At 46.1% G+C, this 24501-nt stretch carries 26 protein-coding genes and 1 riboswitch; of the genes, 13 read left to right on the top strand and 13 right to left on the bottom strand.

The genetic code is table 11. The features are described 5' to 3' along the window. The first annotated feature begins 141 nt into the window (after window positions 1-141). Window positions 142-366: a hypothetical protein gene (locus QUA70_RS15410; RefSeq protein WP_333348297.1), complete on the top strand. Its 225-nt coding sequence runs from the start codon at window positions 142-144 to the stop codon at window positions 364-366. Window positions 367-429: 63 nt separating this feature from the next. Here the strand turns inward: QUA70_RS15410 and QUA70_RS15415 are convergent, their stop codons facing one another. Both QUA70_RS15415 and QUA70_RS15420 read right to left on the bottom strand, forming a co-directional pair. After that, window positions 430-561: a hypothetical protein gene (locus tag QUA70_RS15415; RefSeq protein WP_333348293.1), complete on the bottom strand. Its 132-nt coding sequence runs from the start codon at window positions 559-561 to the stop codon at window positions 430-432. A 176-nt stretch (window positions 562-737) separates the two neighbouring features. Then, a complete protein-coding gene (locus tag QUA70_RS15420) occupies window positions 738-1775 on the bottom strand; it encodes an NADP(H)-dependent aldo-keto reductase (protein ID WP_333348289.1) in 1038 nt (345 codons plus the stop codon). Window positions 1776-1965: 190 nt separating this feature from the next. On the opposite strand from QUA70_RS15420, the gene QUA70_RS15425 reads away from it, so the two are divergent. From QUA70_RS15425 to QUA70_RS15445, 5 genes are all read left to right on the top strand, one after another. Beyond that, window positions 1966-3105: a DegT/DnrJ/EryC1/StrS family aminotransferase gene (locus tag QUA70_RS15425; protein WP_333348286.1), complete on the top strand. Its 1140-nt coding sequence runs from the start codon at window positions 1966-1968 to the stop codon at window positions 3103-3105. A gap of 149 nt (window positions 3106-3254) precedes the next feature. Further along, a complete protein-coding gene (crtB, locus tag QUA70_RS15430) occupies window positions 3255-4130 on the top strand; it encodes a cyanoexosortase B (RefSeq protein ID WP_333348349.1) in 876 nt (291 codons plus the stop codon). An 8-nt stretch (window positions 4131-4138) separates the two neighbouring features. Next, the gene (locus QUA70_RS15435) at window positions 4139-4849 is read left to right on the top strand and encodes a cyanoexosortase B system-associated protein (RefSeq protein WP_333410488.1); all 711 of its coding nucleotides are present in this window, start codon (window positions 4139-4141) and stop codon (window positions 4847-4849) included. A 129-nt stretch (window positions 4850-4978) separates the two neighbouring features. Then, on the top strand, window positions 4979-6556 hold the full coding sequence (locus tag QUA70_RS15440; RefSeq protein ID WP_333348280.1) for a polysaccharide biosynthesis/export family protein: 1578 nt from the start codon (window positions 4979-4981) through the stop codon (window positions 6554-6556). 162 nt (window positions 6557-6718) lie between these two features. Further along, window positions 6719-8995: a lipopolysaccharide biosynthesis gene (locus QUA70_RS15445; protein ID WP_333348277.1), complete on the top strand. Its 2277-nt coding sequence runs from the start codon at window positions 6719-6721 to the stop codon at window positions 8993-8995. A 278-nt stretch (window positions 8996-9273) separates the two neighbouring features. Here QUA70_RS15445 and QUA70_RS15450 read toward each other — a convergent pair whose 3' ends face one another. Continuing rightward, complete coding sequence (locus tag QUA70_RS15450; protein ID WP_333330050.1) at window positions 9274-9552, bottom strand: hypothetical protein; 279 nt, start codon at window positions 9550-9552, stop codon at window positions 9274-9276. 446 nt (window positions 9553-9998) lie between these two features. Between QUA70_RS15450 and lpdA the strand changes: the two genes are divergently transcribed. Continuing rightward, window positions 9999-11435: a dihydrolipoyl dehydrogenase gene (lpdA, locus tag QUA70_RS15455; protein ID WP_333348274.1), complete on the top strand. Its 1437-nt coding sequence runs from the start codon at window positions 9999-10001 to the stop codon at window positions 11433-11435. A 58-nt stretch (window positions 11436-11493) separates the two neighbouring features. Here the strand turns inward: lpdA and QUA70_RS15460 are convergent, their stop codons facing one another. Continuing rightward, window positions 11494-11979, bottom strand: coding sequence for a nucleotidyltransferase domain-containing protein (locus QUA70_RS15460; RefSeq protein ID WP_333348271.1), 486 nt, complete (start codon window positions 11977-11979; stop codon window positions 11494-11496). A gap of 91 nt (window positions 11980-12070) precedes the next feature. Between QUA70_RS15460 and QUA70_RS15465 the strand changes: the two genes are divergently transcribed. Further along, entirely contained in the window at window positions 12071-12271 is a 201-nt protein-coding gene (locus QUA70_RS15465) for a hypothetical protein (protein ID WP_333348269.1), read from the top strand. Between the two features lie 80 nt (window positions 12272-12351). Here the strand turns inward: QUA70_RS15465 and QUA70_RS15470 are convergent, their stop codons facing one another. Next, window positions 12352-13218 (bottom strand): leucine-rich repeat domain-containing protein, encoded by an 867-nt coding sequence (locus tag QUA70_RS15470; protein WP_333410489.1) that lies wholly within the window; start codon window positions 13216-13218, stop codon window positions 12352-12354. A 522-nt stretch (window positions 13219-13740) separates the two neighbouring features. Here QUA70_RS15470 and QUA70_RS15475 point away from each other — a divergent pair. Then, window positions 13741-14010, top strand: coding sequence for a type II toxin-antitoxin system Phd/YefM family antitoxin (locus tag QUA70_RS15475; RefSeq protein WP_333348263.1), 270 nt, complete (start codon window positions 13741-13743; stop codon window positions 14008-14010). Between the two features lie 349 nt (window positions 14011-14359). Here QUA70_RS15475 and cbiQ read toward each other — a convergent pair whose 3' ends face one another. From cbiQ to QUA70_RS15490, 3 genes are read right to left on the bottom strand one after another with little or no spacing between them, the layout of a single operon-like run. Continuing rightward, complete coding sequence (gene cbiQ / locus QUA70_RS15480) at window positions 14360-15160, bottom strand: cobalt ECF transporter T component CbiQ (RefSeq protein ID WP_333348260.1); 801 nt, start codon at window positions 15158-15160, stop codon at window positions 14360-14362. Further along, a complete protein-coding gene (locus QUA70_RS15485) occupies window positions 15157-15489 on the bottom strand; it encodes an energy-coupling factor ABC transporter substrate-binding protein (protein ID WP_333348257.1) in 333 nt (110 codons plus the stop codon). The genes cbiQ and QUA70_RS15485 overlap by 4 nt, the downstream gene beginning before the upstream one ends. Window positions 15490-15492: 3 nt before the next feature. Then, complete coding sequence (locus QUA70_RS15490; protein ID WP_333348346.1) at window positions 15493-16212, bottom strand: energy-coupling factor ABC transporter permease; 720 nt, start codon at window positions 16210-16212, stop codon at window positions 15493-15495. Between the two features lie 61 nt (window positions 16213-16273). After that, a riboswitch (cobalamin riboswitch) is annotated at window positions 16274-16420 on the bottom strand. A gap of 174 nt (window positions 16421-16594) precedes the next feature. On the opposite strand from QUA70_RS15490, the gene QUA70_RS15495 reads away from it, so the two are divergent. Genes QUA70_RS15495 through QUA70_RS15505 form a run of 3 tightly spaced genes read left to right on the top strand, consistent with a single transcriptional unit; the run spans window position 16595 to window position 19158 of the window. Next, window positions 16595-17335 (top strand): Uma2 family endonuclease, encoded by a 741-nt coding sequence (locus QUA70_RS15495; protein ID WP_333348254.1) that lies wholly within the window; start codon window positions 16595-16597, stop codon window positions 17333-17335. Next, window positions 17335-17574, top strand: a complete 240-nt coding sequence (locus QUA70_RS15500) for a hypothetical protein (RefSeq protein ID WP_333348251.1) — start codon at window positions 17335-17337, stop codon at window positions 17572-17574. The genes QUA70_RS15495 and QUA70_RS15500 overlap by 1 nt, the downstream gene beginning before the upstream one ends. A gap of 9 nt (window positions 17575-17583) precedes the next feature. Then, window positions 17584-19158 carry an FAD-dependent oxidoreductase gene (locus tag QUA70_RS15505; protein WP_333348248.1) on the top strand — a complete coding sequence of 525 codons (1575 nt, stop codon included), beginning with the start codon at window positions 17584-17586 and terminating at the stop codon, window positions 19156-19158. 426 nt (window positions 19159-19584) lie between these two features. Here QUA70_RS15505 and QUA70_RS15510 read toward each other — a convergent pair whose 3' ends face one another. The 3 genes from QUA70_RS15510 to QUA70_RS15520 are packed head-to-tail and all read right to left on the bottom strand — an operon-like array spanning window position 19585 to window position 22449. After that, window positions 19585-19917: a DUF2834 domain-containing protein gene (locus tag QUA70_RS15510; RefSeq protein ID WP_333334257.1), complete on the bottom strand. Its 333-nt coding sequence runs from the start codon at window positions 19915-19917 to the stop codon at window positions 19585-19587. A gap of 57 nt (window positions 19918-19974) precedes the next feature. Beyond that, a complete protein-coding gene (locus QUA70_RS15515) occupies window positions 19975-22107 on the bottom strand; it encodes a pentapeptide repeat-containing protein (RefSeq protein ID WP_333348246.1) in 2133 nt (710 codons plus the stop codon). A 15-nt stretch (window positions 22108-22122) separates the two neighbouring features. Next, complete coding sequence (locus tag QUA70_RS15520; protein WP_333334261.1) at window positions 22123-22449, bottom strand: hypothetical protein; 327 nt, start codon at window positions 22447-22449, stop codon at window positions 22123-22125. Between the two features lie 97 nt (window positions 22450-22546). On the opposite strand from QUA70_RS15520, the gene QUA70_RS15525 reads away from it, so the two are divergent. Beyond that, on the top strand, window positions 22547-22996 hold the full coding sequence (locus tag QUA70_RS15525; protein WP_333334263.1) for a hypothetical protein: 450 nt from the start codon (window positions 22547-22549) through the stop codon (window positions 22994-22996). Window positions 22997-23098: 102 nt separating this feature from the next. Here QUA70_RS15525 and QUA70_RS15530 read toward each other — a convergent pair whose 3' ends face one another. Beyond that, a complete protein-coding gene (locus QUA70_RS15530; protein ID WP_333348243.1) occupies window positions 23099-23746 on the bottom strand; it encodes a Uma2 family endonuclease in 648 nt (215 codons plus the stop codon). A gap of 94 nt (window positions 23747-23840) precedes the next feature. Beyond that, window positions 23841-24488 (bottom strand): Uma2 family endonuclease, encoded by a 648-nt coding sequence (locus tag QUA70_RS15535; RefSeq protein ID WP_333348240.1) that lies wholly within the window; start codon window positions 24486-24488, stop codon window positions 23841-23843. Window positions 24489-24501 lie beyond the last annotated feature (13 nt).

A 24501-nucleotide genomic window follows, 5' to 3' on the forward strand; every position in this document is an offset into this window, starting at 1 on the left:
TAAATACTTGTGTACTAAACTACATAAATACTTGTGTACTAAACTACATAAATACTTGTGTACTAAAAAAAGTAAGTTTTATTTACGATCGCCCCTACCGATCGACAGTATCCAAGTCAACAAGCGATTTGGGAGACAGCAATGAGCAAATTTCAGTTATTCGATGCAGTGAGTTTAACTGAACCCATCGCCCTCGCCGATCGCAAAATTGCGCCACCAGAAACAGCCGGGGCCATCGTGGTACGGGCGTCTCGCCCGTACATGATTTGTGATACGGGCGTCTCGCCCGTACATCATCTGCGGTTAAAATATTTATTGACAACAAAAAGTGCATCGCCTATTCCCAGCGCTGGGAATGGATGTTAAACAAGGTTTAAATATTCATTGACAACAAAAAGACCGATCGCCCAAAACACCACCAAAAACCACCTACTTGCTCAATACCGCAGCATCGGTACTGCTAGCCAAAACCGGACTAATAAACTCCTCCTTCTCTTCCAGCGTGATGTAACCCTTATCTACAGCTAGCTGCATCACTTCCTGAAGAAAACCTCTGAGCACATCTAATACGTGAGCGCGATCGAATTAAAAATGCTTTTCCTAGCCAATGGTAAGTTGGGTTCCGTTACCTCAACCCAACCTACTAATATCAAATCCGGGTTAAAATTTCCCTCTATCTCTTAGTCCGCGAAGGCGGACTTTGTTTGTGTAGAAGCGGTTTCAACCGCCGAGATATCTTACGGTGTCGGATTCGGATACTTAGCGTGCACCGCATTGATTTCCGCTATGATATCCTTATCCAAATTCACCTCCAAACTACCGATATTTTCCTCCAACTGTTCGAGGCTGGTTGCACCGATAATTGTGCTAGTTACAAACCAGCGCGATCGCACATACGCCAAAGCCATCTGCGCCGGACTTATCCCATGTTTCCCCGCAATCTCAACATACGCTTTCACCGCATCATTCAGATTAGTTTTATCGTAACGCTGACCAAATCCCGCAAATAAAGCCAACCTTGAATTTTCGGGAATTCCATTCAAGTATTTCCCCGTTAACAGCCCAAATCCCAAAGGACTATAAGCCATCAATCCCACATTCTTAAAACGGCAAGTTTCTGCTAAATTTAGGTGGAATGTCCGATTACTCAAACTGAAAGCATTCTGAATTGAAACAACTTTCGGCAATCCGTGTTTTTCAGCCAACGTGCAAAACTCGCAAACTCCCCAAGGCGTCTCGTTACTCAAACCCAAATAGCGGATTTTGCCAGCTTTGATTAAGTCAGCAAATACCTCTAACTGTTCCAAAACCGGTACTGTTTCGTGCTCTTGGGCGATGTCGTAATCCGGCGCGCCAAATAAGGGTACGTAGCGGTCGGGCCAGTGGATCTGATACAGGTCAATGTAGTCAGTTTGCAAGCGCTTCAGGCTGTCATTCAGGGCTTTTTCGACATTTGGGCGATCGATCTGATTTTTCCCTTCCCGAATCCACTTTAATCGAGTGCTTCTGCCCGCTACTTTAGTCGCTATAATGACTTTATCCCGCTGCTGTTTCGCCAACCACTCGCCGATATATTCCTCTGTTTTTCCCTGAGTTTCCGCCTTTCCAGGGACAGGATACATTTCTGCCGTATCGATAAAGTTGATTCCTCTATCGATCGCAAAATCGAGCTGTTGCGCCGCTTCTGCAACGGTGTTCTGCTGGCCATAAGTCATCGTACCCAAACAGATTTCAGATACTGATAAATCGCTGTCGCCCAGTTTTTTGTATTCCATGAGTTTGATTACTGGAAAAATATCTGATTCTATATTACAGAAAAACCTTGATTTAATTGACAACTCCAGGAAAGTGCGCGAGGCTTTCTCCTCTCTTCCTCTGCGCTCTCTGCGCCCTCTGCGGTTTAAAAAAAATAAAAAAATATCCGCACCTAAATGTTAATATAAATAATTCGTATTCCTCTGATGTATGAGTAGTCGCCCGCCAAAAGTTCCATTTGTCAACCTCTCCCTGCAACACCAACCAATCCAATCTCAAATAACAGAAATAATTGGAAAAATTATCGAGCAAGGAGACTTTATTTTAGGCCAAGCCCTCGCGGAATTTGAAACAGCATTTGCAGCAGCTTCTGGAGTAAAATACGGCGTAGGAGTGGCTTGCGGAACAGATGCGATCGCTCTGGGACTCCAAGCTTGCGGTATTAATCCGAGCGACGAAATTATCATACCCGCTAACACTTTTATTGCCACCGCGATCGCCGTCCTCCAAGCCAAAGCTATACCTATTCTTGTAGATTGCGACCCGGAAACCGCCCTGATTGACCTCACAGCAGCCGAAACAGCAGTTACCTCGAAAACTAAAGCAATTATCCCCGTACACCTCTACGGTCAAATGGTATCGCCCCGGCAGCTTTTAGATTTTGCAAACCGCCACGATTTAATCATATTTGAAGATGCCGCCCAAGCGCACTTAGCCGAGAGAGAAGGATACCGCGCGGGTTCCATCGGTAAAGCAGCAGCATTCAGCTTTTATCCCAGCAAAAACCTTGGTTCTTTTGGCGACGGCGGGATGTTAATTACTAACGATGCACAACTCGCAGAAAAAATGCGAACTCTCCGCAATTACGGAGCACCCAGCAAATATTTGCACACAGAAATCGGTACCAACAGCCGCCTCGACAATTTGCAAGCCGCCGTGCTCAATGTTAAATTGCCTTATTTAGAAAAATGGAATCGCGATCGCACCGCCGCCGCCCAACACTACGATACTCTACTAGAACCCCTGAAACACAAAGGCATTGTACCCATCGCCAACCACAGCAGCAGCGGTCACATTTATCACCTCTATGTTATCAAAATTACTGAGGAAAGCTCGATCGACCGCAACACCCTTCAGGAAAAACTCGCCCAACACGGCATTCAAACAGGTATACACTATCCCCTACCTTGTCACCTGCAACCCGCCTACCAAAACTTAGGCAATCGGGGCGACTTCCCCCACGCAGAAACCCTGTGCCAACAAATTTTATCATTGCCAATGTATCCCGGATTGAGCAATACTCAGATCGAGCAAGTTGTTCGGGCGATCGTACTATCATTGAATTGCTAATTGTTCATAAAATTTATGCGGCAGGTGTTTCAAGCAGTAAGGTGCGGTTCTCAAAGGGTTTTGGTGGGGAATTAACAAATCTTTAACTCACACTTTAAAACCCGAAAGCGTTGCGAATCCAGCGCGGCAATCTTAAAACTTCTCAAACCATGCACATCCAGCGCAAAATTCGCATTGTTTTCAAGCGATACCTACTGGCGGAAGGTATCACGGTGCTCCTAGTGCTGCTGTACGCCCCCCTGCTAGTACACTGGTACGACGGGTGGCTCAACAAAAGCATCAGCCTCGAACACGAATATTTCAGCCACGGACTAATTGGTTTGCCCTACGCAGCTTATATTGCTTGGATGAACCGAAAGTGCTGGCGCAGCTTGCCCAACTCACCGCATCCTTTGGGAGGCTTTTTGCTGGTACTAGCCACGCTTTTTTATCTGAGTCGCTTGAGCGATTTAGTAAATTTATCCCTGCCCGTAATGCTGGCCAGCATTTGCTTATCTTTAAAAGGAATTCCCGGCTTGAAATTGCAGGCAATGCCGCTTTTATTCGTATTTCTGGCCTCGCCCAACCACATTCCTTACCTCATAGAACCCTACGCCTTGCCCTTACAGCAATTCATTGCTGAAGCATCAGGCTGGATATTAATTAAGGTTGGTATCAACGTGAGAGTGGAAGAAATTTATCTGTACGTAAACGAGCGCATTGTAGAAGTTGCTCCACACTGTGCAGGCTTAAAAATGCTGTTTACCAGTCTTTACGTCAGCTTAGTTCTGCTGGATTGGACGGGAGTTTGGAACTCTGGCAAAAAAAGTCTTTTGTTTTTAGTGATTACATCCATTATTAGCATCACTTCCAACATTTTTCGCAATACTTTGCTAACTTACTTTCACGGAACCGACAGAGAGGCGCTTTTTACTTGGCTACACGCCGGATGGGGCGGAGATTTATATTCTGCTTGTATACTAGGGTTATTGGTACTTCTCCTCAACGGGATGGAAAAGTATTTCCCAAGTCAGTCTGGCAATTAATGAAACAGATGATTTCAGCACAGAAACTACTGCGGCGGTATCAATTATCTAAAATTATGGTACTGGTGTTTTTGCTGGTATTGGTTGGGGCAGTAGCAATTCCCGGCTACGCGACTGGAAGATGGCCTTGGACAAACCCGCCAACCCTTGCCAACCTCAAGCAATTAAGAAGTGTGCGCCAAAACGGAATAAAAATTCCTGGGTGGCAGGTTATAGCCGTTCAGAATAACGTCCAAATTGGCGCTCACAGATGGTTAGTTCAAGAAATTAAAAAGGATCAAACAATTGCCATTTTATTGCTGTTGCCTCAAAATTACGCCAAAAACCAGCCCCAAGTGGAATGGCTAGATATCGATGGATTTCACCGGTGGCAAACCGATTCTCATCGCACTTTGAGGTTTACAGTTAAATTAGCACCAATACCCGGCCAGCCACCGCCTAATGTCGAGGCGAGGTTTTTCCGAAGCTGGACTCCGCAACAAACTTTTGCTGTCGTGCAGTGGTACGCTTGGCCTAACGGGGGTTCTCCAACAACCAGCCGCTGGTTTTGGGAAGACAGCATTGCTAGACTCTCGAACCGCCGCGCCTCTTGGGTTGCTGTCAGTATCATCCTTCCCATTCAACCGCAGGGCGACATTAAGATAGCTCAACCATTGCTGCAATCTCTGGCCGAAAGTGTCCAGGCTAAATTAATGACAGAAACTTTTCGGTTTGAGTAAGCAGGTAGGTGCAAATAAATCAGCCTAGGGCGTGGGCAGATTTGGCCAAAATCAACTGCTTCCTAGTAAATATCCCGATTCAACTCGCCCCTAAAATATCTTATTGTTTTTTCTCGTCCCTATATTTAGATGAAACTTACAACTCCGGTCATTATTCAAAATATTACTTTTTTAAATCCTCTCAAAATGCGGGAAAAATCCACAATTAAAAATCGCCTCGCTTTTTCCTTGGCAGGCCTGTATTCAACTGCTTGGACTCTATCTTTTGCTGCTGTATTCTGGGGTTTTAATAGCAAAATTTTTTCGGAAACGGCTTTAGCTCAACCTGTTGTTCCAAGAGACGAGCGACTCGTGGCGCCACCGCAATTGCGGGTCCCGCCACCGCCGCCTGCCAATTTCAACCGGGATATTAACCCAGCTTTTCGGAATCGGCCCTACCGCCTGGGCCCGGGAGACCAGATTGCTGTTCAAGTTCAGCGCTTCCCAGAGCTAGGTTTTACAGGTCCAATCAGCCCTGAAGGGGTAATTGTACTCCCGCTAATCGGAACAGTGAATGTGCGTGGTCTTACTGTTGAAGAATCACAGCAGCGCCTCCGGGAGCGCTTTGGCCAATTTATCAAAAATCCTCAAGTTTCGGCTGCTTTGCTGGTTCAGCGCCCCGTAGTGGTGACGGTGACGGGGGAAGTTGCCAGACCGGGTTTTTATCCGCTGCAAACCCCCCAGCTTCCTGCGGCTCTGGCGGCTGCTGCTGGGACTAATCCTACGGCGGAACTGCGGGCGGTGCGGGTGCGGCGGACTCTGCCGGGAGGTGCTGTCGCGGAGCAAGTTGTTGATATTTTGACACCGTTGCAAACTGGTATTGCTCCGCCGGATTTGCGTTTGGAAGATGGAGATGCGATCGTCGTACCGTATAAACAGGTTAGGCCCGATCGCAAATCCGATCAAGATTTAGCATCCCGGTACAGCCTCGCTGCTGCTGCTGTCCCCGTCCAAATCACTGTCACCGGAGAAGTCAGCAAACCGGGTTTTTACACGCTTCCGGCGGGTTCTGGTCGAATTTCGGCTGCTTTGGTGATTGCGGGGGGAGTCACGGGAAAAGCCGATTTGCGGGAGGTGCGAGTGCGGCGGACGCTGATGGACGGCTCCTCGGTGGAGGAACCAATCGACCTCTACACTCCCCTAGCAAACGCTAACGATTTGTTCGATTTTCCTTTGGCATCGGGAGATGTGATTGTCATCCCGGAATTGGACGCTAGTACCAAAAACCTAGACTACGACAAAGCTCTTGTTTCGCGGTCTACCCTGATTAAACCCAGGATCTACGTTCGAGTTTTGAGTTACGCTAGTGGTGGTTTGACTTCGTTCTACGTAGAAAATGGCAGCAGGTTTTTGGATGCTCTCAACAACTTGCCTGTTAATCTTGCTGACTTGCGGAAAATAGCTCTGATTCGGTTCGACGAAAAGCAAGGTAGAGCAATCAACCGTTCGATAGATGCTAAAGCGGCTTTGGAGGGCAATGTTTCTCAGAACCCGATGCTCGAAGATAATGATGTGATTGTGATTGGTAGGAATTTGGTAGAGCGCATTGGTTATGTAATCAATACTTTTACTCGACCATTCCGGGATACTTTGGGATTTATTCTGTTCTTTGAGCAGTTGAGAAATGGGGTAACAGATTTGTTCGGCCCGTCACGTAATGATAGGTAGTCATACCATTTTCGATTTTCGATTTTCGATGGGAATGACTTATGCGATATGCGTTTATAACTTACCTACAGTGGCTGCTTTTGGGGAAATGGGTATCATTTGTCAGCAATCATTAGTTATCGTTAACAATTAGCAATCTAAAATCTAAAATCTAAAATCGTCATGACTTTATCCGTTGTTAAACGTTATTTAATTGCTTTCGACCAATACAAGTGGGTGGGACTGGCTACTCTCGCGGTGACTGTGGGGGTGTCGGGAGTAGTGGCCCTGCAGCCAAAGGCGGCGCCAGTTTACGTTGCAATAGGTACGCTGGCCTACGACAGACCGAGCGTGATTTTTTCATCGACTACTACTAAAATTCAACAGGAAGGACAAGAAATAACTAAAGATATGCTGCTGGATACAAGGGTGGTTGAACCAGCAGCAGTAAAACTCATCAAACCCGAACAAAAATTAAACCAAGAAGAAGCGGCAGAAAAAGTACAAGCTTTGGCTAAAAAGCTGGTAAAAGATGTGCAAGTAAAGATGCCCAGTAAGAATAATGACCCCAGCGCTTTGATTCAAATATTGTACAAAAATGCCGATCGTAAACAAGCAGAAGCGGTAGTAAAGACGCTGATGAACGAAATGGTGGAGCACAGCAAAAATATTAATACTTCTAGACTGCGAGAAACGATCACCCAAATTAACCAGCGTTTGCCGAAAGTAACTCAGGAACTCAGAGAGACGGAAGCAAAACTTGAAGCCTACGAAAAACGAGAAGGAACTTCAATTTTAGCTGCTCAGAGCGGTGCTTTGCCGCAAGCGATTACCAGCAGCCAACAGCAGCAGCGGCAACTCCGCGTGCAGTTGGGAGGAATTGAAGCTCAAATTAACAGTTTGCAGGATCGCTTGGGATTGAATGTGGAGCAAGCTTACGTCGCTCAAGCACTCTCTGCCGATCCAATTATTGCCCAACTGCGAGTGCAATTGTTTTCGATCGAATCTCAGCTCAAAATTCTCCGCAGCGACTTGCAGGAGGAACACCCGAAAATTGTAGAATTGCTTAAACAAAAACTTGCTTTTGAGCAGCAGTTGCAGCAGCGCCAGTCTGAGGTACTCGGCGGTAACGGGGTGGCGGCTCCGCTCAGAAGTGCCGATCGAATTCGGGTAGACTCTTCTTTAGATCCGGCCAGACAGCAGTTAGCCCAAACTTTGATTGCTTTGCAAACGCAGCGGGATGCGGCGCAACAGCAACTCCAAGGAATCGAGAAAACTGAACAGCTATTGCGTCGGGAACACGCGACAATCCCCAACAAGCAGTTAGAACAAGCCCGTTTGGCCCAGCAAGTGGCTTTCAAAAAAGCTCTCTACGACAAGATGCTGTCGGCTTTGGTAGATGCTGAGGCGGCGGTAGCTGAGACAACGGGGAGTTTGAGAATCGCCCAATGGCCGCAAACTGATGACGTTGAGTCCAACAAGAGAGGTTTGCCCGTGATGCTGGCGGTGGGCGGATTTGTGGGGTTGCTGCTGGGCGGGGGGTTGATATTTTTGTTGGGGATGCTCAACGGCAAGTTTTACAGTTGGGAAGAAGTGCGAGCGGCTTTGGTGGAAAAAGAGGTGCCGATACTGGCAGTTTTGCCTGAAGTGACGGTGTTTGATTCCTACGCCGATGAAATGCCTCTGGCCCTGGAGGCAAATTCTCCCTATTTGGAATTTTACGAGCGGTTGCGTACTAATTTGCGCCGGATCGGGAACAAACCGGTGAAGGTGGTGTTGTTGACTTCGGCGGCGCCTTTGGAGGGGAAAAGTTTTAGTGCTTACAATTTGGCAATTGCATCGGCTCGATCGGGTAAACGGACTTTGCTAATTGAAGCAGATTTGCGATCGCCTTCTAACGTTGAATCTTTGAAAATTGCTGCTGATCCTCTGGCGACGGTGGAACCTTTGCACTATTACGGCAATATTAGCGAGTGCGTTCTTTTGGTTCCAGAGGTAGAGAATCTATACGTTGTGCCGAGTCCCGGCTTTTTGCGACAGGCCTCCGCCGTACTAGAATCAAGCGAAATGCGGAGATTGTTTGAGGATGTTCGCAACCGCTTTGATTTTGTGGTTGTGGATTCTCCGGCTTTGAGCGAGTGCAACGACGCGCTGACGCTGGAACCGTACACGGACGGTATGATTTTGGTGGCGCGGCCTGGTTACACTTTGTCTAGTATGTTGTCTGAGGCGGCAGATCAGTTGCTGGAATCTGAGGATGAGGAGTCGCATAAATCCGGGCCGCGGCTGTTGGGAGCGATTATTAACGGTGCTGATATTCCGGTCAAGTTCCGCAATGATCTTGATGAATTGGAGTTGCCTTTGAGTGCGATCGGCGATCGGGCGATCGAAGTGCGATCGAGGCAATTACCGCAGCCGTCAAAGCCTAAAAACAAGGCTATTAATAGTAAATTGAGATAATTTATGTGGCTTGATTCTTGTAAAGCAATCTTCAACAAATTGTGGATATATTGTAGGGTGCAACCTAAGCAGCTTCAGCCGAAAACACCGTTAACATTCAGTCGATTTTAGATTTTAGATTTTAGATTTTAGATTGAAAAATTGACTCCACAGATGAATCTGGGAGCTGGAACTTCGGTCTAAAATTTTTCGCTTGTCAACAGTCAACCGTCAACAGTCAACAGTCAACAGTCAACCGTCAACAGTAAACAGTCATTACTGGAAAATGTGCCATCGCACTATTGATTGGATTCCGGGCGTTTCTGGTGTTTGCTCTGGATAAACTGTTCCAAATCGGCGATCGCATCTTCAAAATCCGACAAATTAATTTTCGCAGGTCTAGTCTTCTTCGGCGGACTCGAAGACTGACTCGAAGACTTCGCCGGAGGCGGTGGAGATTTAGGTTGTGCAGCTTGACTGCTGTTCGATTCTATAGAATCGAACAATTCATCCAGGGACTCAAAAAATGATTGAGCCGAGGCCCGGCGTAAATCTTTCTGGTCATCGTCATCCGTCATAAGCCACTCCATAGAGTCCAAAAGTTGCCAACAAACTCTGTCCGCCCCGGCGCGTGCAGATATTAGACATGAAAACCGACTAAAACAAGCAGGGGGACAGAATTTAACCGGGCGGTGGGAATGCCTGCGGCCCAAGTTGCTGCCCCAATATCAAACCTGCTGCGGGCTTTGTCAGCCTTCAAACTGTATTTAACTGTACACCCGCCTACTGAGTGATTTGAGACTTTGTGTAGACCCAGCTCAAAATCATCGACCCTGAAAAAATCTCAGTTAGGGCTCTTTCGTTGTCTAATTAACCCTAGTCTAGTCGAGAATAAGGAGACAGGACTTATGCAACTATTACCGCTGTTCAAGGGTTGCGATGGCAACGCGCCACCTCGAAAGGACGGAGAGACGGTGTTTTTTGCTTGAGTCCTAAGATTTCAAAGGCATTAGGAGATTTTAAGGTGACTCAGGGATTTGATTACGATTTAGCAATTATCGGCGCTGGCGTGGGCGGACACGGCGCGGCCATACACGCGGTTAGCTGCGGGCTGAAAGTGGCAATTATCGAAGCGGGGGACATGGGGGGGACTTGCGTCAACCGCGGCTGCATTCCCTCGAAGGCGCTGTTGGCGGCTTCGGGGCGAGTGCGAGAGTTGCGGAATGCCCACCACCTGAAGAATTTGGGAATTCAATTGGGCAGTGTGGATTTCGATCGCGGGGCGATCGCCAATCATGCTAACACTATTGTTAGCAAACTTCGCGGCGACTTAACCAACAGCCTCAAACGTTTGAATGTCGATACGATCGAAGGTTGGGGCAAAATCGCCGGTTCTCAAAAAATTACGATCGAAACCGATAAAGGCGAGAAAACGATTACTGCCAAGGATATTATTCTCGCCCCCGGTTCAATTCCTTTCGTCCCCCCTGGGATAGAAATTGACGGCAAAACTGTATTTACCAGCGATGATGCTGTCAGATTGGAATCACTGCCGAAATGGATTGCAATTATTGGTAGCGGTTACATCGGTTTGGAGTTTTCCGATATTTACACCGCACTGGGCTGTGAAATCACGATGATTGAAGCTCTAGATCAATTGATGCCGACTTTTGACCCGGATATTGCTAAGTTGGCAGAACGAGTGTTAATTGCACCCCGCGATATTGAAACAAAAGTTGGGTTATTGGCTAAGAAGATTATTCCTGGTTCGCCAGTAATTATTGAATTAGCTGATTTCAAAACTAAGGAAGTTGTGGAAGTTTTGGAAGTTGATGCTTGTTTGGTAGCAACTGGTCGGGTTCCGGTGAGCAAGAATTTGGGGTTAGAAACTGTTGGCGTGGAAACGATGCGCGGTTATATCCCAGTTAACGATAAGATGCAGGTTTTGGCGGCGGGAGAACCGCTGCAAAATTTGTGGGCGATCGGCGATGTGAATGGCAAGATGATGTTAGCACATTCTGCGTCTGCTCAAGGAATTGCTGCAGTAGAAAATATTTGTGGCCGTGCCCGCGAAGTTGACTATTTGAGTATCCCGGCCGCGGCGTTTACTCATCCGGAAATTAGCTATGTGGGGATGACGGAACCTGCGGCGAAGGAGTTAGGAAAAACTGAAGGGTTTGAGGTCGGTTCTGTCAAGAGTTATTTTAAGGGAAATTCTAAGGCTATTGCGGAGGGTGAAACCGACGGTATGGCTAAGGTGATTTACCGGAAAGATACTGGGGAGTTGTTGGGAGTTCACATTTTCGGTTTGCACGCTTCGGATTTGATTCAGGAAGCGGCAAATGCGATCGCCCAGCGCGATTCTGTTAACAATTTAGCATTCCGAGTACACACGCACCCGACGCTTTCGGAAGTGTTGGATGAGGCTTTCAAACGGGCGGCTGGAGCGGGTAGTCATTAATCTGTAGGGGCTGTTTTTATTGTTTTAGATCCCCGACTTATTGAAAAAGTCGGGGATTTCAGTATTCGGTTTTAGGGCGGTGGTAGAGCAAGTTAAAGGAGATGAAAGTGCTCGCAATTGGATCTTTTAGCATTCTCCAGAACAGGCAAGATGCCTGTTCCACAAAGAGTAAGTTTTTTGTGGGGTGGGCATCCTGCCCGCCCGTCAAAGGCTTATTGAGAAATGACATTCCCTCTTGGCGAATGTTCCTCAATAAAGGCCCGTTGTAATGTATAAATCGCTGTTCGTCCATAAACTGGCAGCTAATCACTTCATCATTTTGGAGCGACAAATCTGCTACAATCTGAAGAGTTCTATCAATTTCTTCGCCCGCTTGAACTGGCGCTTTCAGAACTACTAAAATATCTATATCTGAGTCTGGATGTGCATCCCCTCGCGCTTGGGAACCGTAAAGTACCATTTGGGTGAGCCGAGCGCCGTAGAGTTGCTCAAAGTGCGATCGTAACTGAGTTAGTATGTTCTTAAGTTTATCGTTAATGCTCATATCTGTTATAAATGATTGGAGGGCGAGCGGGATTCTTTCGTTATACCAAATATCCCACTCCGATTTTCTCCTACTCACTATAGTTTGTCTTATGAATGGTTGTCAAAGCGGTAAATTTCCCTATGGTGTTGGAGAAACAGAATTAGTGATACTCAAAAAAAGAGCGATCGCACTTCAATCATATAAGGGCGATAGCTCTTTCAGCAGCCAAGTCAATTCTCAGAAATACCAGAGCAACATAGCCTGTGCCGAGCATTTTCAGGTCATGGATTTAAAAGACTATTGGAGTTGAGCTGCTTCAACTATAGCCTTGACCATATTAATAGCTTCCTTAAACTGTAACACAGGGAGAAAAATGATTAATTTGGCTTCCTAGAGGGTGTCTTCTCCTCCTTGCTTTTGACGGAAATATTCGCGGATCGCGTTAATACCTTGTGCCGCAATTTGAAGTGGGGGCTCTTTGAGGGGGTTGTAAGTTAAATAAAGTCTGGCTAAATTGGTGAGACGGCCGATAGATTTTGGTAAGCTCGTCAGTTCGTTGCTACTTAAATCAAGTGTGGATAAATTGGTGAGACGGCCGATAGATTTTGGCACGCTCGTCAGTTCGTTGTGACTTAACTCAAGTGTGGATAAATTGGTGAGACGGCCGATAGATTCTGGTACGCTCGTCAGTTGGTTGTTTCTTAAATCAAGTTTGGATAAATTGGTGAGACGGCCGATAGATTCTGGTACGCTCGTCAGTTCGTTGTTTCTTAAATAAAGTGCGGATAAATTGGTGAGACGGCCGATAGATTCTGGTACGCTCGTCAGTTCGTTGTTCCCTAAACCAAGTGCGGATAAATTGGTGAGACGGCCGATAGATTCTGGTACGCTCGTCAGTTCGTTGTTCCATAAATCAAGTCGGGATAAATTGGTGAGACGGGTGATAGATTCTGGTACGCTCGTCAGTTCGTTGTTACTTAAATCAAGTTCGTCGGATAAATTGGTGAGACTGGTGATAGAATCTGGTACGCTTGTCAGTTGGTTGTTACTTAAATCAAGTTGGGATAAATTGATGAGACTGACGATTGCTTCTGGTACACTCGTCAGTTGGTTGTGATTTAAATCCAACTTTTTCAACCATTCTAACTCAAACACCTCCGTCGGAATTTCGGTTAATGATTTACCGCTCAAATCTAATTCAGTGAGGCGTTGTTTCTTGACTTGTTGAATTTTTTGGCGAATTTCGTCAGGAGTCATTTTTCTGTCACCCATTACCCGTTAGTAGATATTTTGAGATGGCGTTAAATCGCTAATCTGGCTAGATTCCAAATTCAAGCAAATTAGCCACCAATTATTGTGTCCTTTGACGTTCCGGCTTTGCTGCTTGTGCGCTCCACAGCCGCAAATTAGCTAACTTAAAGTAGATTTTAGGTTGATTGAGTATACATCTAAAAATCAGAGGGCGGACACGGGGATACCGCTGCAACACCAACCAGTTTTTTTTTGTAATTCATTTACCAGGACACCGCTGTATTCCACTCGCGCCAGAGCTTTTGCAGAGTTTAACACTTATGTTGCAGCTTGCCAATACCGCTTCTTATCCCAATTCTCAAAAGTTATACAGCAGTAGTCACTCAAGAAACCGGGTTTTTAGCAAGGTTAAAGGTACTCACGCAAAAATTTGGGAAAAAACCCGGTTTCTGCCTCAATGCTATAAATAAAGACTTCTAATCACCTGATCACCCTTATACTATTCTTAGTATTGGGAAGCCAAAAACCATGTCACTCACACAAACCCAAGTAACCTATACTGAAGCTCTGGCCAATCTTGATGAACTGTGCGAACAAGTCATCAGCGATCGCGATACCATCATCATCACCCGCAAAGACGGCGAAAACGTAGCCTTAATTGCCGCTGACGAATTGGCAAGCTTACTGGAGACAGTATACCTGCTGCGATCACCCAAAAACGCCGATCGCTTGTTAAGTGCCCTGAAACAGGCAAAAGCCAGAACAGCCCAACCTCAGACTGTCAGCGAATTATCTTGAACTTAGAAATGTGCGATCGACCTGATTCAAATCTGGCCCGCTAAACTAACGAGAATACGAGAATTATCAACAATAGCCCTGGACGCGCCGGTAGTCAGAAACCGGGTTTTTGGCGAGAATACTTGGTTACAACCCGCAGATTCAGTAAAAACCCGGTTTCTTTGCTTGTGATGCGTAAGTCTCGTTGATATTAACCACCGCCACCGTCACTAATCGTGAATATAATGCAGGACTTACCCACTCCAACCAAAGAAACCGGTTTTTTTTTTATGAAAAGACGTGGTACAGCTAGCAGATTCGGTAAAAAAAACCGTTTCTCGGTCCCCATTGTCCAGGACTAACAATAAATTTAGCTTTGAAATACCGCGCTTAACAAAGTTAAAACCGTGCAACCAAACACGGCTTCCAATGTATATCTTCGCGAAGGTTTGTAAGGGTAAGAATTCCAAACGCGCAGTTCTCCATTAAAGCCGCGCGACGCTAAACTCAACGAAACTTGACGGTAGTTTTCCAAAGTTCGCTGAAGCAATTGCCCGATTAAAATGCCTAAACTGTGCATTCCTCGCTTCCAAGTGCGATAGCCACAACGCGAGTTTTGAGCAATCCAAAGTTCATCGGCGATCGCCAATAAGCTAAAAATAAACCGATACATTAGTAATAGCAGTTCTGTGACTAACTCTGGACAGCGTAATTGTCTGAGAATCTGCAAGATTTCTGTAAATGGAACCGTCAAGAGAATGAAATACATACAGCTTGTGGATGCGAAGGCGCGGGCAAATAATAAACTCACTTGGTATATTCCAGTGCGACTCACATACAGATAAAAACTGCCGATACTAATGCCCCAACCTTGCCAAATATCCCACTGAATTTCCTGGATGTGACTTAACTCAACCGCACCCATCGCCAAAGCAGGCAAACTTGTCAGCAAAAACATCAACGGTAGCGACAGCAACCGCAAATACAGTTTCCCCGGAATACCCGCATAAATGACGATCCAGACTGCTAACCAAAGGCCGATCGACAATTGGACGATCGCCCCAGAAACTAGAGACAGAATTAAAAGGGCGATCGCAAAGGATAACTTGTGAGATGGCGGCAACCCCCGCAAGCGATTTGTATAAGCCAGACTATCAATCTGATGGTTCATTCCGACGATTTACGATCCGATTGCTGCCGAGATTGCGATCGGCCTTTATACAACCCAATGACGTACCCAACTACGCCAGCCCCCATCGCCGCTTGAGACGCAAACAATAGACTTGAAATTTCGCTGCTAGCGGGTTCAAACAAATGATTAAACCAAGGTTTATAACCCGGTTGAATTTCCGTAATTGCTTTCTTAGCTTCGTCATCTGAACCGCCGTATTCACCCCGCACAAAAACGAGAGGAAACGCTGCCAGAACAATCACAGCGCCAGCCAACAGCCAATTTTGCCGCGAAGTAGATTGGTGATTTTTTGTAGGTTTTTGATTCACGGCTTATGACTCCTGCCTCAATAATTTCAAAGTTTCTAACTCCTGCTTTCCGTAAGAATGCAGCCAATTCCAGACCAATAGAGTCAGCAATCCCTCACTGATGGCTAGGGGTAATTGAGTGATAGCAAAGATGCCAGCAAACTTGAGAAACGAAGCCATAAAACCGCCACTTGCTGCCGGAAAAGCTAACGCTAATTGAATCGAAGTCGTCACATAAGTCAGCAAATCTGCCAAAGCCGCCGCACAAAAAATTGCTGCCCGCTGGCTACCAGTTCGCAACAGCAATTGATAGATAAAATACGCAGCGAAAGGGCCAACAATCGCCATCGAAAACATATTCGCTCCCAGCGTTGTCAAGCCGCCATGCGCTAACAGTAACGTTTGAAACAACAAAACTAAAGCCCCCAGTACAGCCATCACCGAAGGGCCGAACAAAATTGCACCCAAACCCGTACCCGTTGGGTGAGAACAACTCCCCGTTACCGAGGGAATTTTTAAAGCAGAAAGCACAAAAGTAAACGCACCGGCTAAAGCTAGCAATAGTTTAAGTTCCGGGTGTTCTTTTGTAATGCGAGTAATTGAGCGCAAACCTACTGCAAAAAAAGGCAACGCCACAATCCACCAAAATGCAGCCCATTGCACCGGCAAAAAACCTTCCGAAATGTGCATAGCTGCGGCGGGCGTTGCCGATCCCAGGACAATATAACAACTCAAGCCAGCCATCAATCCCAAGCTGACCAATTTCCGATTTCTGGCCTTCACGCTGAACCTCGCAGATGAGACTATGTAAACTAACACATCGGCGGGCATCCTGACTCAGAAAGCGACAAAACTCTCATTACAGTTGCGGGACAGCGCCGGACTTGCACCGAACTTTCCCCGTTTCCTCTAACGGCTGCTCCCCATTAGAACCGACTGGTTAGACATAGTTTAGTCGATCGCGTAAGTCTCAGCAAATCTTTTACAAAAATTACTTCAGATTAACTAAGTCAAAATTACCTCTCATCTTCTCTTATCTTCCTTCGCGTCTTCGCGGTTCGTTCAATAAATACTATTGTCAAACAAATCAAAGGTATAATGTTAGTGAGTTTTGAGGAAAGCAGCCATGTTAGATTACAAATTTCCGAGGCACTGGCCCTCAGCCGATGAACTACCCGACTCTGATGAAACGCCTGTGGATAACGAACTGCAAGAATTAATACCAGGATTGCTAAAAGCAATATTGCTCATACTTTGGGCAGAACGCATGGACTGGTTTTTTGGCATAGATATGGGTATCTATTATCACCCCGACAAACCTGCCATTGTGCCCGATGCTTTCTTGAGTTTAGGTGTAGAAAGGTTTTATGATGAAGAATTGCGTCCCAGTTACGTGCTGTGGGATGAAAATGTTCTGCCAACTTTTGTGCTGGAAGTAGTTTCCCCAAATTATCGAAAAGAATACACCGCAAAGTTGGAGGAATATCAAGCTTTAGGCGTACTTTATTACGTCATTTATTCTTCCCGCCGCCGCCGTAAACCCCGTTTAGAAGTACATAAGTTAGTCAATGGGAAGTACGAATTACAGCCCGGACATCCAGTTTGGATGCCAGAGATTGGTTTGGGGATTGGTTGTGAAAGGGGAAATTATTCTGGGGTGACAAGGGAGTGGTTGTATTGGTATGATGCCGATGGAAAACGTTATCTGACTCCTGAAGAAAAGGTGAAAGAATCAGCGCAACTCGCCCAACAGGAATCACAGCGCGCCCAGCAGGAATCGCAGCGCGCCGATCGATTGGCCCAACGTTCCGATCGACTAGCTCAGCGATTGCGGGAGTTGGGGATAGATCCTGATAATCTGGGCTGATGGCAATCAAGAGTACCAGACTGACCGACTCTAGACGCTCAGAAACCGGGTTTTTCAACCGAGATCGATCGTCCTCAACGGAGGATTTTCTGGAAAAAACCCGGTTGCTGCGTCTAGAAATGTGTGAATATTTATCGCAAAAATCAGGAAATATCGAGCTAGATTTGGGAAAAACAGAGAGTTGGACGGCCAACATTGAGATCCAGCACGAAAAGATGAAAATCAGGAGAGGTTATTAAATAATGGTCATGGATGTGCGTTCTTACGATGTCATCTGTTTTGGTGATGAAGTTCCAGGAGTTCTAGCTGTTATTTCTGCCTCCAGAGAATATCTTCGCCGCACAAAGCGTTATCCGCGAATTCTACTGATGTCTAAAGGAAGCTTGCAAGAAGGAATTGGCGGACATTTGGTAAGAGGCGGTCTTGCTTATTTAGATAGAAGTCAGATTAGTGAAGAACTTCAACAATCTTTAAAGTTAGATACCTTTGGTTCACCGGCGACAATCTATAAAGAATTCTTACAAAAATCCGGCGTTAAGGCAATTGCACTTGACCCCGGCAAAGCCAGTGCAGCGCTGAAAGAAATGCTGATAAAAGCTGGGGCCGATCTCCTCAGCAAAGTAGAAATTAAATCAGTCACTAAAGAAGGTCAAAAAATTGCCAGTATAACCACCTCTCAAGGCGTAGTTTATGCCGGCAAGCAATTTATTGATGCCACGGTCAATGCCGAATTAGCTCAAGCTGCCGGTGTGAGAAAGCTGAAGGGATTTGAAACATTTGGTCTGCCTAACTCTGAACTTCCAGTCACCCTCGTTTTTGAAACCCAAGGACTCAGTGCAAAAGCACTGAAGGAACTCGATTATACTTATCTAAAACGCTTCACAAACCTGGCCGATTCAGAGAGTCAAAAATTTTTGCTGTACGCGGCCGACAAGGATACCCAACTAGCCGAAGAACTCCGGCGGGAAATGAGGGACACTAAAGGCAATCTCAAAACTCTGTGGGCGGGTAACGATTACATCGATGTTCGCTCGTCGGCTTTGTCTGTAGCCTACCACTCCTTTAGGGGAAAAAAGCTATTTTTTCCTGAAACGGGCGTAATTTTAGATGAGGGAAATATAGCCGTACTTCCAAATGACAGACTTTCGTGGAATGCGCTTTTATTTGCCGTCACCGCCAGCGAAGCAGAAGCATTAGCCAGAAGCGGGAGCAAACCCACGGCTAATATGCAAAGAGAGATGTTATTTGTTACAACTTGGCTGAAGAGTTTGGGGGCTACTTCTGTTACTTACGCATCAGAACTTTATATCAGACACGCTGGCAATGTGACAGGAGTGGTAGAACCTTTAACGGGCGCACAAATGCTGTTAGGTGGCGTACCTGCTAATGAAGCGCTGGCAACATTTAGCTATCATTTTGATGTACGGGGAGGCATCCAGGGTATTCGCGATAAAGCAACTCGTCTAGGATGGTTTAAAAGTCTGAGTTTTAAACACCCTATCTTTAATGTTGGCATCCGTCACGCATTAATTAAAAACGTTCCTAACCTGGCAGTGGTCAGTCCCTGTTCTGGATTTGAAGGGTTTGCTTGTTCTGTCGGCAGAATTGTGGAATTCAACGCCGCAGTTGGTCAAGGTGTGGGTATCGCTGCGGTTAATGCCATTCTAAATAACAAAAATCTAGCGGATGTATCTAACCGAGAAGTGAGACAAGTTCTCGCTGAAACAGGTCAGTTACCTAAAATTTTTGGAACTCCAAATAATGGTGATGCCATGCTATTGGCGCAATTCGAGACTCTTGCCAGTTCGGATGCTATTGCGTAATATCAATTTCAATAAACAATGTAATAGTAGGTTTTGCCAGTGGAACGAAACCCTACAAAAAAGTTTTTACCCAGAAATGATTGAAATTGGTATTAGTATCAAATCCGGTAGCCTGGGAATTAATATTACCTACAGCTTTCGAGACGGCACAGTGCCGTTTCCCTACAATTAATCCGGGTAGGGAAACGGCACTGCGGTGTCCTCTATATTATCTCGCTCGTGCAACCGGAAACGATATAACATTATGTCCCCTCGAACGACAACAATCACGTTGGTTTGTAGTGAGGACTTTAATCCTCATAAAATTCTGAGCACTTCCGTCATCACTCCAAACCTATAACGGTGATTTTACCGGAAATTATATAATAGCTCGATCGCCTGCACCGAATTATTGTGCTGCGCGGCACTCATCTGTTAAACAACTTTTCAACTTGAGACTTCACTTGATTTTTCCAGCTTGGTTTCCCGCACAAACAAGAAAAGCGGGAAAGCACATGAAAACGAAACAAGCAAACCCAGAAGTATGTACAGCCCTACAAAACTTATATCCAATCGTTTTGACTCAGCGTACATCCAAGTGCTTCCTGCTACAGTTGCGATAAACAAATCTAAACTTACCGATTTCGCAGCAAGATTAGCCGAACTCTCTTTTACAAAGTCGAGCAAGCCAGCATTGTTAAAAAACTGCAAGTTATAGTACCAAGGCAGCACAAGCCCCAGAATTGCTAGGATGAGATAAATGATTCGCTTAACGCTCATAATTACCTTAGCTGTTCTTCGATCGACTGTATTAGCCTACTCGTTAACAACCAATCCTTACTTCTTCTGCGGGCAGTTCGGATGAATGCCCCCCTGCAAACAAATGTAAGCAATTTGACTTTTATCTAAATTCTTAGCCTCCGCAAAATCAACTCCTAGGAATCGACCGGATTTACTACCAGTCGGATTTTGAATAAATTGATCCGAAGCTGTTTTCCCCAGAAACACAGCGCCTTTAAAATTCGCTCCCGCTAAATTCGCTCCCCTAAAATCAACCGAACTCACCTCCGCATTCCGCAAATTAGCATCTTGCAAGCGAGCATCTTTTAAATTCACGTTGGCGAGTTTAGTTGAACTCAAATCGGCATTTTGTAAGTTGGCGCCGCTCAAATCAGCACCGGACAAATCAGCACCTTGCCATTCCGATTTAGACAAATTTGTCAAGGACAACTGAGCGCCTTGAGCCTTCACTTTGCCCAAACGCGCACCTGACAAATCTGCTCCCGACAAATTCGCGCTTCCTATATCGGCTCCGGTAAAACTTGCATTTTTTAACTGTGCTTCCTGCAAATTTGCTCCAATTAAAATAGCACTGCTGAAATTAGCTGCATTCAAATTGCCGTTTGACAAATTAGCTTTGTTCATGACAGCGCGCACAAAAGTAGTGCGGTTCATTACAGCACTGTTCAAAGACGCCCCGGTCAAATTTACTCCTTCCAAATTAGCGCCGCTCAAGTCAGAAATCCAATCGTCAAATGTACCCGGACGCCTGTCTTCGCCGGTGCCGTAAAAGCGAGTTCCCTGCAAGCTGGCATTGGTTAAATTGGCATTTCTCAACTTAATTCCCGACAAGTCAACTTTGTTTAAAACTAAAGTAAACTGAGACGGGCCGGCAGGACTTTGAGCTAAATCCGTGCGGCTGAGATCGACACCGTTGAGTTGGCTGCTATACACTGTGAGAATTTTGCCGATCGCCCTTTGTACTGTTCGCTGGCGGGCGGCGGCTAACTCGCGTTCCGGGGCCTTGCCGCCAAAGCGCAGGGAATCGAGATCGTTGCTGAGGGCTTGATTCAACCGCTGCAAGTCAGGCAAAGCTTTCGGGCCGCTACTGACTAAAGCTTGCTGGATCGCGTCCAGCATGGCGCGGTTGTCTTCTTGAGCTAGCAAATCCGCTAACAGGGGTACGGCGCGGGAGTCTTCCACGGCCCCCAAAGCCAAAATAGCCGATCGCCTGCCGGATGCCCCGCTAGCCGATGTGGGAGACAATTTGCTAACTAAAGCTACAAATAATTCGTCATTCCGCTGCCGGGAATCCCGCATATTTGCTTGAGTTTGAGTGTAGATGAGAGTGCCGACAAACAAAGTTAAAATCAATCCCGCGCTGCCGATGGTAACTATCACTAAAGTTGTGCCTGGGTGTTGGCGCATCCAATTCCACAAACTGGCATTTACTTTCACGCCCGTTTGCGGAGTCACAACCAAAGCCGCAATCTGCGCGTCTTCCTCTGTCCAATCCTGAGTCTGGACAGGATTGGCAGACTGTTGATTCGATCGAGCGTTGACAACCAAAGTATTCGCGAGGCGATCGTGTCCCGCTTGCCGTTTGTAACGCCATGCAACAGCGCCGTCTGCGAGCATTGCCAAGCCGCTCACCCCCCCTAAAATCAGCAAATCAGGAAACGCCCCGCTCAAGCGCCAAATGCCGTAAGCGACGCCCAGAGGCACTCCCCAGCGCCCCAAACTTTCGCGAATTAGCACTTGCCCAAAACCCGGAGGAGTACCCGACGCTGTGACAACTTTGACGCCAAACCAGCGTTTGGGAAGAGTTTGACCGGTTCTGGCGAGCATAAACAGTTGCCACCCCGCTAAAACTGCCGGTGCCAGCAGCGCCCCCGACCAGAATAGATTAGTTAGGGGTGCGACTCTGGGGCTGCGATCGCGCACGGGTATGCCCAAAGTACGGGCGACGGTTTCGGATGCTGCTGCTATGGAGGAATTAAGCGGCACGGTTTGAGATTCCTTGTTGACCAATGCCCCGATACTGAAGGGAACGAGGGCGCTGGCGGCAATTAACGAAATTTCCACGGCCCAAGCGCCGCACCTGCGAACCAGCAGTGGCATTTGCTTGGATTGTGTTGGCCAAGACGGATCGGGTTGATTGATGCCGCTGGGCGCGGTGGGGTTAGCCATATTTAGAAATTCCTATTATTTGTCGTTAGTATTTGAGGACTGGGGGGAAATTGCCAATTTATACGCTATGTAGATTAGCACTCCGAGAACGGCAAGAGTCATCAGCGCTGAAATTAGCTGTACGATGCTATTGAAGACTGTCAGGACAATTATCGCTCCGACGGCAAAGGCTGCCACCTGCCCCGGTTTAGGGAGTCTTTGAAACTTGTCCAGTAATTGATTGTATAAGGTTCCGACGGCCTGATAGCTGCCTGGATTTTGTGTGATGAGTGGCGATCGTTCTAGTTTAGCTTTTAGTTCTCCGAACGCTTGCTGCCAATTGAAATTATTTTGAGGATTCATAAAAAAATTCGGAAGTTAGTTTAGATTAATGTGTTTGGAACCGCAATTATCCCCTACCGTCAAAGAACTAGAACCAAATGCCATTGTGTGAGGAAACATGAAGATCCATTATCCGGGCGATCGCGGCAAACTGTGGTTTAGCTCGATCGTGACCCTAGCCTTGGCAATGATTTTAGCGGATGCCGGTGCCCTTCGGAGCCAACCGCTACAAATTGCTCCGGGATTTCCCGAACCGCTGGGAGTTTCTGGAGTTTCCGGCGGCCCAAACAATAGCGGCGACTGCGGTTTTGTGTCCCAAGGACCGAACCACGTCATCGAAGTAACGCAGGATTTGCCTTACTGGCGGATTGCAGTACAAACCGCTGGAGCTCCAAGTTTGATGATTCAAGGGCCGAGGGGGCGTTTCTGCGTCCTGCCGCCGAATGCTGCTGCGGGGAATGTAGAATTTTCCGGTTATGGGGACAAGGGGACTTATGTTATTTTTGTGGGCGATCGATCTCAAGGTCAACACCCTTACTCTCTCTCTATTTCCCAAAAGCGAAATTAACCATACAACGGGATTAGGACGCTTGCTGTGAGAAAAGGGCTTTTTTGCGATCGTCAAGAAGCCTGCTTTTTAACAGCCAGTGCGTTAACTAGGGATTTCCTATCAATTTTGTATTTGGTCTTTAACCCACTTCCGAAACAATCTGAGAGTTTGACTCGTCCCCGCTGTTTGGCTTTGTTCGCAATATTGAGAAATAGCTGCAATAATAGGCAGATTGGGAAAAGTCGGACTAATTTCCGATTCAACATATTTCCCATCTTGAAGCACATTAATCAGAAGCTTCTTATTTTCATAGCGCCAGATTTCAGGTACTCCCAGCGCCTCGTAAGCGTCCAGTTGAGTCTTGGAAGTTAAATCGACTTCAATTGCTAAGTCAGGCGGCGGATCGATGGTTAAGTCTATCCGCTTTTTACCAATCATTAGAGCATAATTCTGAATGTAAAAGCAGTTATCAGGTTCAATTCCTTGTAACATATTTTTTCGCTTAAAAGTCGTCGAACCAAAACATTCTCGATCAATTTCAAGTTCTTCGAGTAATATTTTGACCATATCACCAATAAGTTCCTTATTGAATTCATGTTCTGGTAGTGGCATCCTAATCTCCAAAGTTCCTTGACTGTAAGCTATTCTGGAGCCACGGTGTTCTCCCAACTCTTCTAAAATTGCTTCAAATTCCTGCCAGTTGACATCATCTAACAGCACTCTATGTCCAGGTGGTACAATGATTTGTCTTAATTGCAGCGTTACCATTTGAATCTCCGATTTATTTAAGTTTATGATAACTTGTCTGGATCGGTAATTGGGCCTTGGGAAACAGTCAGGTTTGTAGTGAGGACTTCAGTGATCAAAGCCTCATTTGGTCTTTAACCCACTTGCGAAACAATCTGAGAGTTTGACTCGTCCCCGCTGTTTGGCTTTGTTCGCAATATTGAGAGATAGCTTTAATAATTGGCAGATTTGGAAAAGTCGGACTAATTTCCGATGCCACATATTTCCCATCTTGAAGCACATTAATCAGAAGCTTCTTATTTTCATAGCGCCATATTTCAGGTACTCCCAGCGCTTCGTAAGCGTCCAGTTGAGTCTTGGAAGTTAGATCAACTTCAATTGCTAAGTCAGGCGGCGGATCGATGGTTAAGTCTATCCGCTTTTTACCAATCATTAAAGCGTAATTCTGAATGTAAAAACATTCATCAGGTTCAATACCTTGTAACATACTTTTTCTCTTGAAAGTCGTCGAACCAAAGGGTTCAAAGTCGATTTCTAGTTCCTCAAACAAAATTTTTACTAAATAACCAATAAGGATTTTAGCTTTCTCATGTTCTGGTAGTGGCATCCTAATCTCCAAAGTTCCTTGACTGTAAGCTATTCTAGAGCCACGGTGTTCTCCCAACTCTTCTAAAATTGCTTCAAATTCCTGCCAGTTGACATCATGGAACAGCACTCTCTGCCCTGGGGGTACACTGATTTGTTTTAATTGCAGAGTTACCATTTCAACCTCCGAT

The sequence above is a fragment of the Microcoleus sp. LAD1_D5 genome (genome assembly GCF_036702115.1).
Taxonomy (GTDB): Bacteria; Cyanobacteriota; Cyanobacteriia; order Cyanobacteriales; family Microcoleaceae; genus Microcoleus.